At 70.9% G+C, this 11195-nt stretch carries 12 protein-coding genes; 8 read left to right on the plus strand and 4 right to left on the minus strand.

The window, feature by feature from the left end; genetic code table 11:
• Positions 1–63: 63 nt before the first annotated feature.
• From J7E86_RS12485 to J7E86_RS12520, 8 genes are all read left to right on the plus strand, one after another.
• Positions 64–708: an HAD family phosphatase gene (locus J7E86_RS12485; RefSeq protein WP_215081683.1), complete on the plus strand. Its 645-nt coding sequence runs from the start codon at positions 64–66 to the stop codon at positions 706–708.
• Positions 709–809: 101 nt separating this feature from the next.
• The gene (locus tag J7E86_RS12490) at positions 810–2039 is read left to right on the plus strand and encodes an MFS transporter (RefSeq protein ID WP_215081722.1); all 1230 of its coding nucleotides are present in this window, start codon (positions 810–812) and stop codon (positions 2037–2039) included.
• A complete protein-coding gene (locus J7E86_RS12495) occupies positions 2008–3180 on the plus strand; it encodes an acetoin utilization protein AcuC (RefSeq protein ID WP_215081684.1) in 1173 nt (390 codons plus the stop codon). The genes J7E86_RS12490 and J7E86_RS12495 overlap by 32 nt, the downstream gene beginning before the upstream one ends.
• Positions 3181–3355: 175 nt before the next feature.
• On the plus strand, positions 3356–4171 hold the full coding sequence (locus J7E86_RS12500; RefSeq protein ID WP_215081685.1) for a phosphatase: 816 nt from the start codon (positions 3356–3358) through the stop codon (positions 4169–4171).
• Between the two features lie 128 nt (positions 4172–4299).
• A complete protein-coding gene (locus tag J7E86_RS12505; protein WP_031145511.1) occupies positions 4300–4509 on the plus strand; it encodes a helix-turn-helix domain-containing protein in 210 nt (69 codons plus the stop codon).
• 110 nt (positions 4510–4619) lie between these two features.
• Complete coding sequence (locus J7E86_RS12510) at positions 4620–4718, plus strand: 30S ribosomal protein bS22 (protein ID WP_003948845.1); 99 nt, start codon at positions 4620–4622, stop codon at positions 4716–4718.
• 237 nt (positions 4719–4955) lie between these two features.
• Positions 4956–6002 carry an NAD-dependent epimerase/dehydratase family protein gene (locus J7E86_RS12515; protein ID WP_215081686.1) on the plus strand — a complete coding sequence of 349 codons (1047 nt, stop codon included), beginning with the start codon at positions 4956–4958 and terminating at the stop codon, positions 6000–6002.
• Between the two features lie 14 nt (positions 6003–6016).
• The gene (locus J7E86_RS12520) at positions 6017–7063 is read left to right on the plus strand and encodes a lysophospholipid acyltransferase family protein (protein WP_215081687.1); all 1047 of its coding nucleotides are present in this window, start codon (positions 6017–6019) and stop codon (positions 7061–7063) included.
• Between the two features lie 90 nt (positions 7064–7153).
• Here the strand turns inward: J7E86_RS12520 and J7E86_RS12525 are convergent, their stop codons facing one another.
• The 4 genes from J7E86_RS12525 to J7E86_RS12540 all read right to left on the minus strand — a co-directional run bounded on the left by J7E86_RS12525 (position 7154) and on the right by J7E86_RS12540 (position 11112).
• On the minus strand, positions 7154–8356 hold the full coding sequence (locus tag J7E86_RS12525; RefSeq protein ID WP_215081688.1) for a DUF5667 domain-containing protein: 1203 nt from the start codon (positions 8354–8356) through the stop codon (positions 7154–7156).
• Positions 8357–8560: 204 nt separating this feature from the next.
• On the minus strand, positions 8561–9343 hold the full coding sequence (locus J7E86_RS12530) for an ECF subfamily RNA polymerase sigma factor, BldN family (RefSeq protein WP_215081689.1): 783 nt from the start codon (positions 9341–9343) through the stop codon (positions 8561–8563).
• 450 nt (positions 9344–9793) lie between these two features.
• A complete protein-coding gene (locus tag J7E86_RS12535) occupies positions 9794–10741 on the minus strand; it encodes an HAD family phosphatase (protein WP_215081690.1) in 948 nt (315 codons plus the stop codon).
• A 92-nt stretch (positions 10742–10833) separates the two neighbouring features.
• Entirely contained in the window at positions 10834–11112 is a 279-nt protein-coding gene (locus J7E86_RS12540) for a glutaredoxin family protein (RefSeq protein ID WP_215081691.1), read from the minus strand.
• Between the last annotated feature and the right edge of the window lie 83 nt (positions 11113–11195).

Consider the following 11195-nt stretch of genomic DNA (forward strand, 5'->3'; position numbering starts at 1 on the left):
TTTAGCCTCAGGCCCCGAGTTTCCACTCGGGGCCTGAGGCATTTTTGCGTTTAGGGTGCGGTTATGCGCTATGACCTCGTCATCTTCGACAACGACGGTGTACTCGTCGACAGCGAACCGATCGCGAACACGATCCTCGCCGCTTATCTCTCCGAACTCGGACACCCCACCACCTATGACGACTCGCTCCGCGACTACATGGGCGCCGCCGTCCATCATGTGCACGACCTCGTGCGGGAACGCACCGGCCGGCAACTGCCGCACGACTTCGACGAGACACTGCACGCGCGTACCTTCGCCTCGTTCGAGCGGGAACTCCAACCCATAAAGGGTGCTTCCAACGTACTGGAAACCCTCGTGACCGCCGGCGTTCCCTACTGCGTGGCCTCCTCCGGCAGCCATGAACGGATCAGGGTCGGGCACCGGCGCACCGGACTGGACGAGTGGTTCGAGGAAGAGTGGATTTTCAGCTCCGAGGACGTCGGCCGGGGCAAGCCGGCCCCCGACCTGTTCCTCCACGCCGCGCGGACCATGGGCGTCGAGCCAGCCCGGTGCGTCGTCGTCGAAGACAGCCCACGGGGCGTCCAGGCCGCCGTCGCCGCAGGGATGGACGTATACGGATACACGGCCATGACGCCGGGCGACCGGCTTCCCGGCGCTACCGGTCACTTCACCGACATGACGGAGCTTCCACACCTGCTGCTCTGAGAGCTTCCCGCCCCCGGGGAGAAACCCCATCGGCGAATTCCTGTGATCGACCTACCCAGAGGTAGCGGCCCGCCGTACTCTCATCGGCCATGGCGAAGGCGATGGCAGACGCGCGCTTACGGCACGGCCGCCTGGCCCTGTCCGTCGGTTTTGGGGTCCAGGGCGCGGTATTCGCTCTCCTCGTGACCCGAATACCGGCGATCCAGGACCGGTACGGGATATCCGACGGGCTGCTGCCCGCCTTCCTCGCCGCCGTGCCGGTTCTCGCGGGCGCCGGCAGTCTCGGCACCGAGCGCCTGGTGGCGAAAGTGCGTCCCGGGCTCGTACTCCGCTGGACCCAGCCCCTGGTCTGCCTCGCCCTGCTCGCCGCCGGTTCGGGGCACGCGCTGTGGCAGGCGGCCGCGTCCCTCGCCGTGTTCGGGGTGACGGTCGGCGCCCTCGACGCGTCGATGAACATGCTCGGGGTGAGCCTCCAACGGGCGTACGCGCGAAGCATCATGCTCGGCTTCCACGCCTCGTACAGCCTCGGCGGGATCATCGGCGCCTCGCTCGCCTGGGCCGGTGCGCACTGGGAGCTGTCCCTGCCCGCGCTCTACGGGCCGTTGGTGGCCCTCGTCGCCCCCGCGGCGCTGATCGCGAGCCGCTGGTACGCCGACCGCCCGCGCCCCGCCGGCGCACCGACTCCACCCGGCGGTGCACCCGCCGGGAACGCCGCCGGCCCCGGCCTGACCTTCCTCCTCCCCCTCTGCCTCGTCATGACCTTCGCCTACATCGGCGACTCCACCGTCGCCAACTGGAGCGCCAAGTACCTCCAGGACGTCCTGCACAGCTCCGACCAGCTCTCCACGGTCCCGTACAACGCCTACATGGTCATGACGCTCCTCGGCCGGACCGTCGGCGACCTCGGGGTGCGGCGCCTCGGACCCGTCCTCGTCGTGCGGGCCGGAACGGTGGTCGCCGCGTGCGGCTTCGCCGTGGTGGCCGTCGCACCGGGGGCGTGGGTGGGGACGGCCGGCTTCACACTGCTGGGGCTCGGGCTGAGCGTGATCGTGCCGCAGACCTTCGCGGCCGCCGGACGACGTGCCTTCGAGCGGTACGGAGCGGGCGCCTCCGACATGGCCGTCGCGCGGCTGAACGTCTTCAACTACGTGGGCTTCCTCGTGGGCTCGCCGCTGGTGGGCGCGCTCGGTGAGGCGTGGAGCCCGCGCGGGGCCATGGCGGTTCCCATGATCCTTGTGCTCGCGACGTTGTGGTACGCCCCCTCATTCGGGCCCGGAGGGGCCAGCTACGGTGGCGGGCATGAGCGGCCGCGCACAGCTGATGTGGGATGAGGCAGTAACGGGCTACGACTTCGGTCCGGGACACCCGATGGACCCGGTGCGGCTCGCGCTGACCATGAGGCTGGTCGAGGCGTACGGGCTCGACCGCGCGGTGCGGGTCACCGCGGCCCGGCCGGCGGGGGAGTCGACGCTGCGGCTCGTGCACCGGCCGGACTACATCGCGGCCGTACGGGCGGCCTCCGCGAAGCCGGAGACGGCTGACGGCTCGTACGGGATCGGCACGGCGGACGTGCCGGCGTTCGCGGGGATGCACGAGGCGTCGGCGCTGATCGCGGGGCAGTCGGTGGCCGCGGCGGAGGCGGTGTGGCGCGGGGACGCCGCGCACGCGGTGAACTTCGCGGGCGGGCTGCACCACGCGATGCCGGGCGGCGCGTCCGGGTTCTGCGTGTACAACGACGCCGCACTGGCGGTCGCCCGGCTGCTGGAGCTGGGCGCCGAGCGGGTGGTCTACGTGGACGTGGACGTCCACCACGGGGACGGGGTGCAGGCGGCCTTCTGGGAGGACCCGCGCGTCCTCACCATCTCCCTGCACGAGCACCCGCGCACCCTCTTCCCGCAGACCGGCTGGCCCGAGGAGACTGGGGCCGCGGGCGCCGAGGGCGGTGCGGTGAACGTGGCGCTGCCGGCCGGTACCGGGGACGCCGGCTGGCTGCGGGCGTTCCACGCCGTCGTGCCCGAGCTGGTGGCGGCCTTCCGGCCGCAGGTGATGGTGACGCAGCACGGTGCGGACACGCACTTCGAGGACCCGCTGGCCCACCTGGCCGTGTCGCTGGACGCCCAGCGGGCCGTGGCGGAGGCGTGTCACTCGCTGGCGCACGAGCACGCCGAAGGACGGTGGGTGGCGCTGGGCGGCGGCGGTTACGCGGTCGTGGACGTCGTGCCGCGCTCGTGGACCCACCTGGTGGGCATCGCCGCGGGGCGGCCGGTGGAGCCGGAGACGGCCGTGCCGGACGAGTGGCGGGCCGAGGTGTTCCGCCGGACCCGGCAGCCGGGTCCGCTGCGGATGACCGACGGACGGAAGCCGGAGTGGCGGGACTTCGTGGGGGCGGGGTACGACCCGGCGGACCGTCTGGACCAGGCGATCCTGGCGACGCGGCGCGCGGTGTTCCCGGCGCACGGGCTGTTGCCGTGACCGCGCCGCGGGTCGGACCGCGGCGCGGCGGCGGGAGCTGTTCCGCCGTCAGGCGGCACGGACGTACCGGCCCCGGAGTTCCTCAAGCCACTTGTCGGCCGGTCCGTTAGTCCAACCGTGGTAACTCTCGGGTGAATTTCCGCGCGGCGTCCGTCGGTCCGTCAGCATCGGTCGTGTGTTGAGCCCCGGCACCCTGCGTGCCCATCTGCTTGCCGCCCGACTGGCCGGTACCGTGGCCACCTCCCGGGAGGGGAGCCTGAGCCGGTACCGCATGTTCGCGGCCCGGGACCCACGGGCGCTGATCGGCCTGGAGCCGGAACGCGACTGGTTTTTGGGGGACTTGTTACAGCTGATGGGCCGAAGGTGCGGTGTTTCGGCCGATCCCGGGCATGCGTCCGGACAGGATGTGATCGACCCCGACCGTACGATCGCGGCACTCGATGCCTTCGCCGAGCGGCTCGCCACGGTGGCGGAGGCCGGCGCTCCGGTGCTGATCGGCACCGGCCACCCCCACCGACTCCTGGGCTTCTACGCCGGTTTGGCCGTCGGTCTGTCGGCGGCGGGATGCACTGTCCTCACCCCGGCGCAGGGTCGAAGTGTCGACATAACGACCCGGTTCGGCGTACGTACTTACCACCTTGACTACGTTCAGGGAGTCGCGATGGTGCGCGAACCCGGCGCGCGGGCACCCCGGAGTGAGCCGGGCGCACATACCCATTCGCCGCTCCCGCTTCGTACGGCGCTGGCCGCCGCGATGGATGGCGACGGGCCCCTGCCCGCCCTGGTCATCGGGGACCACGGGTGGGTCTGCGGGGCAGGTCAGCTGGGTATTGAGGCCATGGGCCTGGCCGACTCGGACGACCCCGCGCCGTTCGTCGGAGAGGCCGAGGGACGGGTCTCCGTGGTCGTTCCGCTTGATGACACTGTGCGGTCTGATTACTACCGACCGCTTACTCGCTATGTACTCAATCGAGCGTGTCTGTCACAGTAGGCGGCCGATGGCTGCTCCTCTTCCCCACTCGCATCACGCGCCCCTAACCTGGGGAGTGAGCGCGCAGCGACGAGGAGTCACCGGAGGGGAAGCCGGTGCGCGTCATGTGCGGAAGGTTCAGGTGTGTCATGGCTGCTGGCGAAAGGCCTCTCAACGAGGTCGTGTTCCTGACCGTGGCGGAAGTCGCCTCGGTGATGCGAGTGTCCAAGATGACCGTGTACCGCTTGGTGCACAGTGGTCATCTGCCGGCGATCCGGGTGGGAAGGTCGTTCCGGGTCCCAGAGCAAGCGGTGCACGAATACCTCCGAGAGTCCTACGTGGGGGTGGAAACAGCCTGACGTTCCCCTCGGATTACGCTGTTCGCCCGGTGCCGGGTAGGCTGGCCCGATGTAGGTCGTGTGGGCTCGGACGCCCCGCACCGAGTGAATCGATGTAAGCGAGGGTAGTCGTGGGCTCTGTTATCAAGAAGCGGCGCAAGCGGATGGCGAAGAAGAAGCACCGCAAGCTGCTGAAGCGCACGCGTGTTCAGCGTCGCAACAAGAAGTAAGCAGCGCCGCTGTGTTCGTCCCGCAGCCCTCCCACCGTTCTTCGGTGGGAGGGCTGCGGTGCGTTGCGGTGAGTAAAGCCTTCGCTACGGCTTGAAATGTAGCTCCACGCAGCGGCCGGTCATCACAGCGCAACAACGACCCGCTACGGTGGCCGCGACAGCACCACTCGTGGCGCGACTCCATCGGCCCGAGCGGTCCGCGGAACGCCGGGCAGGCGTGGAAGGAAGGCGCTGATCTTGGGCAAGGTCGTGCTCGTCACCGGAGTCGCACGGCAGCTGGGGGGCCGTCTCGTCCGTCGCCTCCAGCGCGAGCCCGACGTCGACCGGGTCATCGGGGTGGACGCGGTGCCACCCGAGCGTCAGCTCGGCGGGGCCGATTTCATACGGGCGGACATCCGCCAACCCACGATCGGCAGGGTTCTGGCCGAAGAGGGTGTGGACACCGTCGTCCACATGGACGTGAACGGCACCCCGCTGAACAAGCGCGGCAACCGTGCCTCCGTCAAGGAGACCAACGTCATCGGCACGATGCAGCTGCTCGGTGCCTGCCAGAAGACCCCGACCGTGAAGCGCCTCGTGGTGAAGTCCAGCACCAGCGTGTACGGCTCGGCCCCCCGCGACCCCGCGATCTTCACCGAGACCACCCCGCCCAAGTCGCTGCCCAGCGGCGGCTTCGCCAAGGACGCCGTCGAGGTCGAGGGCTACGTACGCGGCTTCGCCCGCCGCCGCCCCGATGTGGCCGTGTGCGTGCTGCGCTTCGCCAACATCCTCGGCCCCGACGCGGACTCCCCGCTGGCGCAGTACTTCGCGCTGCCCGTGCTGCCCACCGTCCTCGGCTTCGACCCCCGGCTGCAGTTCGTCCACGAGGACGACGTGATCGAGGTCCTGCGGATCGCCGCCGGCGAGCCCAGGCGCTCCACGCTCAACAGCGGCACCTTCAACATCGCGGGCGACGGGGTGCTGCTGCTCTCCCAGGCCGCCCGGCGCCTCGGACGGCCCACCCTGCCGTTCTTCCTGCCGACCGTCACCTGGGTCGGCTCCTCGCTGCGTTCGGTCGGCATGACGGACTTCTCGCCCGAGCAGATCCGGCTGCTCACCCACGGCCGGGTCGTCCGGACCACCCAGATGCGCGAGACACTGGGCTTCTCCCCCCGCTACACCACCGCGGGAGCCTTCGAGGACTACGCGCGCAGCCGGGGCCCGGGACTGCTGCCGCCCGACACCCTCGCCCGTACCGTCGACCGGATCGCCGCGGCCCTGCCTGCCGGCCGTGGCCAGAACTGAGGAGCGCACCCACCATGGCGGACGCGAAGGTCATCCCGTTCGGCGAGGAACCGCGGGCCAAGCGGAAGGGAACGCGCGCGGGCCGCGGCTCCCGGACGCACCGGGCGTCGGCGCCCCTCGCGCCCGTACCGCAGCAGCGGGCCGAGGAGTCCGCGGGGGCGGCGGCGTCCGGGCCGGCCGCCGGGTCGGTGGCGGGCGCGCGGCCGGCGGAGGCGGAGGGCGGGGGCTGGGAGCGGAAGCTGGCTCATGGGCTGAGCTTTCTGCGGCGCCGGATCACGGGTGATTACGAGGTCGACGACTTCGGCTACGACCAGGAGCTCACCGACCAGGTCCTGATGTCCGCGCTGCGGCCCATCGCCGAGAAATATTTCCGCGTCGAGGTGAAGGGCATCGAGAACATTCCGGACAAGGGCGCCGCGCTGATCGTCGCCAACCACTCCGGGACCCTGCCGGTCGACGGCCTGATGCTCCAGGCCGCGGTCCACGACCACCACCCGGCCGGGCGGCACATCCGGATGCTGGCCGCGGACCTGGTCTTCGTCCTGCCGGTCGTCAACGAGATCTCCCGCAAGCTCGGGCACACCCTGGCGTGCGCGGAGGACGCCCAGGAGCTGCTGGAGCGCGGGGAGGTCGTCGGCGTCATGCCGGAGGGCTTCAAGGGGATCGGGAAGCCGTTCTCCGAGCGGTACAAGCTCCAGCGCTTCGGGCGGGGCGGCTTCGTCTCGACGGCACTGCGTGCCGGGGCGCCGATCGTGCCGTGCTCGATCGTGGGCGCCGAGGAGATCTACCCCATGATCGGCAACTCCCGGACGCTGGCGCGGCTGTTCGGCATTCCCTACTTCCCGGTGACGCCCACGTTCCCGTGGCTGGGCCCGCTGGGGCTGGTGCCGCTGCCGACGAAGTGGACCATCCAGTTCGGGGAGCCGATCCCGACGGACGAGTATCCGCCGGAGGCGGCGGACGACCCGATGCTGATGTTCGACCTGACCGACCAGGTGCGAGAAACGATTCAGCACACGGTCTACAAGCTGCTCGTGCAGCGGCGGTCGGTGTTCTTCTGAGACCCGGTGGGACCTGAGTCCCACCGAAATCCCCGTCCGAGACGAAGAACACCGACCGCCGGGGCTGTCGCCCGCTCTCTCTTCTTCTTCCTATTTCTCCGCTTCGCCGTGGATTCCCAGACCCGGGAGGATGTCCGGGAGCAGCGGCGGGATGGTGATGTCCGGCTGCTTGGACTTGCCGCTGTCCTTGCCGCCGTGGCCCTGGCCGACCGGGCCGGAGGTGCCGGGGCTCGGCGGGGGCGGGAACAGCCCGTTGTCCCCGAACAGGCCCTTGTGGGGGGCGCGCTCGCCCGGGGCCGACGACTGCTGCCGGCCCTGGCCGGCGGAGTGCTTGCCGTCCGGGACCTCGGCCGAGGGCGGTGGCGCGGACTGGCCCGAGCGCCCTCGGGTGTCCTTGGCGGAGGAGTCGGGGCTGGGCCTGGAGCCGTGCTTGTCCTCGTCCGTGGGCAGCAGGGAGCGCAGCGGGCCGACCTCGTGGTCTATGGCCGCGAGGACCGAGGTGACGCCGTCGCCCACATCGGCCAGTTGGACCGGCAGCTTCTCCCGCAGCTGGCTCCAGCCCTCGCGGTGGGACGCGGTGAAGGAGGAGAGACGCTGGATCGGGGCGAGCGAGTGATCGCGCTTGTAGGCGGCGTGCAGCAGCCGGTGGCCCTCGGAGACGTCGTGCTTCATGCCGCCCAGGGTCTTGCGGATCTCACCCACGGACTCGTGGTCGAGGGGGCCGGACCGGCCGCGCTCCATCAGGCGCCGCGCCTCGTGCAGCCGGGTCGCGGCCCGGTCGAGGAAGAGGCTGCCGCGGTCGGAGTCGTCGTCGGCCATGCCGAGCTTGAGGTCCTCCATGCCGCGCTTGAGGCCGTAGAGCGTGTCGCCGGGCAGGGCGTTGGAGCTGGCCGCGGCCACGCCCCCGAACGCGCCCGCCGCCACCCCCACCGTCAGCCCGCCGGCCGCCAGCCCCTTGGACCAGCGGGAGCGTGGCTTGAGCCGGTGCAGGGCCCGATGGGCACCCCGTCGCACCGGCCGGCTCCCGCGGGGCTCGGGCACGGCGGCGGAGCCCCCTGCGAACTGGGCCTCCATGGCGGCGATCAACTGCGCCCGCTGCACGGTTTTGACCTCGGGGTCGAGCTCGGGCCTGGGCAGCCCGCCGATCTCGCTCGCCAGGGCCAGCAGCTTCGCCCGCTCGGTGTTCTCCACCGGTGGGTCCGGCTGCGTGGCCGCCGCGCCCTGGAGTTCCTGGTCCTCCAGGGCCTGGGCGAAGGCGTTCGCCCGCCGGTGCGCCGAAACGTTCGCGATCACAGGCGGCACCTCCTCTCGTCATGACGGTCGACTCCCCTGAAGACCTGGAGGGTTGCGCGCCTTGAGTGCATCCACTCGTTCGAGTGAGTGGCTGTGGGCATGGCGCGACCGCAGGGAGCCTGCATCCCGCACAACGAGTGGCGCGGCGGCCGGGTTACGCGCCCCGGGCGATGTCACCGCTCGTGAGTGAACGACCGCCCGGCGTCATCGCGCGTCGTCGGGGAGCAGGCGGGCCAGGGTGCGGACGGCGCGGTACTGGAGGGTCTTGATCGCGCCCTCGTTCTTGCCCATGACGCGGGCCGTCTCGGCGACCGAGAGGCCCTGGAGGAAGCGCAGGGTGACGCACTCCTGCTGCTGGGGGTTGAGCTTGCGGACCGCCTCCAGAAGGGCGGCGTTGGAGAGGGACTCCAGGACGGAGTCCTCCGGGCTGCGCTCGACCTCGTTGGCGTCGAGCATTTCGCCGGTGGTCACTTCGAGCCGGAATCTTGACGACTTGAAGTGGTCGGCGACCAGATTGCGGGCGATGGTGACCAGCCAGGCTCCGAAGTCGCGGCCCTGCCAGGTGAAGGTGCCGATCCGGCGCAGGGCGCGCAGGAACGTCTCACTGGTGAGGTCCTCGGCGGTGGCCCGGCCGCCCACGCGGTAGTAGATGTAGCGGTAGACCGTGTCGGCGTACTGGTCGTAGAGACGGCCGAACGCCTCGGCCTCGCCGGCCTGGGCGCGCTCGACCAGGTCCAGCATGCGGGCGCTGTCGCTGTCGGCGCTCGGGCGGCGGGTCGTAGTGGACGTACCGGCGCCGGCGCCGCGGCGGGCGCGTCTGCCGACCGCCGCGGTGCCCTCCGCGAGGGCGTAGCAGGGGCCGGCGGGGACGGGTGTGGCGAAGGCAGGGACGGCGTACGCGGTGGGGACGAAGCCGCGCAGACGGTCGAGGACCGTTGCGCGCAGCGTAGCCAGGCCCGAGGCGTCAACCCCGACGTGTGGGTACACGGGACTCCCAGAGGCAGAGCTTCCATCACGTGCAGTACGGAACCGTTCACTCGTCGTAGGGACAAGGGGGTACCGGTTTGCGTCTGAGGAGAATAACGCTTCGTACAGGCGACGCTACACCGAGTTGCTCAAATCATCGTTTCCGTTCGATCTCTTACCGCTTGGGGATCGATCAAATATCGAACCATGGAAGGGAGTTGACCGGATTTGGCGAGGGTGTGGCCGAATGGGCAGCGTGTTGTGGCAATCCGGACGGGCGAGGACTGAGCGCTGCTGTGTGAGGGTATGACGACAGGATTGCCTGAGGGTGACGAGTGGTTACTCATCGTCGCCGACACGCCGAAGCGCCGTCGCTCTCCGGTGGCGGGATGTGAGCGCCCGGCGTTGACGCCGTCCGGAGCGACGCGGGGCGGCTCCGCCGCCCGCGCGCGGGGTGTGGCGGCCCCGGCGTCAGCGCCGCCGGCGGCGCAGGGCGATCGCCGCTGCCGTACCGCCCGCCAGCGCGCCCACGCCGGCCGCCGCGGGGATGCCGACCCGGGCCGCCTTGCGGCCCGTACGGTAGTCGCGCAGCCGCCAGCCGTGTTCGCGGGCGTACTTGCGCAGGCGGCCGTCGGGGTTGACGGCGTAGGGGTAGCCGACGATCGACAGCATGGGGATGTCGTTGGCGGAGTCGCTGTAGGCCGCGCAGCGCGAGAGGTCCAGGCCCTCGGCCGCGGCCAGCGCGCGCACCGCCTCGGCCTTCGCCGGGCCGTGCAGCGGCTCGCCGACCAGCTTGCCCGTGTAGACGCCGCCGATGGACTCGGCGACCGTGCCCAGCGCGCCGGTCAGGCCGAGGCGGCGGGCGATGATCGTCGCGGTCTCCACGGGAGCGGCGGTGACCAGCCAGACCTTCTGGCCCGCGTCCAGGTGGGCCTGGGCCAGCGCCCGGGTGCCCGGCCAGATCCGCTCGGCCATGTACTCGTCGTAGATCTCCTCGCCGATGGTCATCAGCTCGGAGACGCGGTGGCCCTGGACGATCGACAGGGCGCTGTCGCGCGCGTCCTGCATGTGCTCGGGGTCCTCGACGCCCGCCAGCCGGAACCACATCTGCTGCCAGGCGAAGCGCGCCAGCTCGCGCTTCCGGAAGAAGCGGCGCTTGTAGAGGCCACGGCCGAAGTGGAAGAGGGAGGCGCCCTGCATCACGGTGTTGTCGAGATCGAAGAAGGCCGCGGCCCGGACGTCGCCGACGACCGGGAACTCCGGCTCCGTCGGGGCCGCCGCGGGCGCCTCGGCGAGGGTCTCCACCTCGGCGTTCTCCAGCGCGGACTTGCGGGCTGCCTCCGCCGCGGCCTCGCCTGCCAGCACGCTGCGTGCCGTGGCTGAGCGCCTGCGCGGAGTGATCCATCCCAGTGCGGCCATGCCGCGAGCATAGCCAGTTTGTTCGGGGTAACCGGAGCCGGGACGATTCTGTGGCGTGAACATCCCGCAACGGTCCGGTCACTCCCCGCGTGTCACCCGCCGAGCGCCCGGCGCAGCCGCGCCGGATCCACCCGCCAGAAATCGTGCTGCGCGCCGTCGACGAGGATCACCGGGATCTGCTCCCAGTACTTGCGGTGGAGCTCCTCGTCCTGGGTGATGTCCTTCTTCTCCCAGCGGGCGCCCAGCTCGCCGCAGACCTCGGCGATGACGGCCTCGGCGTCGTCGCACAGGTGGCAGCCGGGCTTGCCGATCAGCGTGACCGTGCTGTCGGCGGGGTTCTTACGGGCGCGACGGCCCAGCAGCGGGGTCATGCCGCCATTGTGCCGCTCCCGCGGCCGGGGCTCGAACGTCCTGAATGGATGCCTGAGTCGACTACCATCATGTGGCGATTTGT

The organism is Streptomyces sp. ISL-11, assembly GCF_018614525.1.
GTDB lineage: Bacteria > Actinomycetota > Actinomycetes > Streptomycetales > Streptomycetaceae > Streptomyces.

Coding starts and splice junctions, on each gene's coding strand:
- J7E86_RS12540 (WP_215081691.1), bottom strand. CDS start 11,112: ATGACCCCGCTGCTGGGCCGTCGCGCCCGTAAGAACCCCGCCGACAGC.
- J7E86_RS12535 (WP_215081690.1), bottom strand. CDS start 10,741: ATGGCCGCACTGGGATGGATCACTCCGCGCAGGCGCTCAGCCACGGCA.
- J7E86_RS12485 (WP_215081683.1), top strand. CDS start 64: ATGCGCTATGACCTCGTCATCTTCGACAACGACGGTGTACTCGTCGAC.
- J7E86_RS12520 (WP_215081687.1), top strand. CDS start 6,017: ATGGCGGACGCGAAGGTCATCCCGTTCGGCGAGGAACCGCGGGCCAAG.
- J7E86_RS12490 (WP_215081722.1), top strand. CDS start 810: ATGGCAGACGCGCGCTTACGGCACGGCCGCCTGGCCCTGTCCGTCGGT.
- J7E86_RS12495 (WP_215081684.1), top strand. CDS start 2,008: ATGAGCGGCCGCGCACAGCTGATGTGGGATGAGGCAGTAACGGGCTAC.
- J7E86_RS12505 (WP_031145511.1), top strand. CDS start 4,300: ATGGCTGCTGGCGAAAGGCCTCTCAACGAGGTCGTGTTCCTGACCGTG.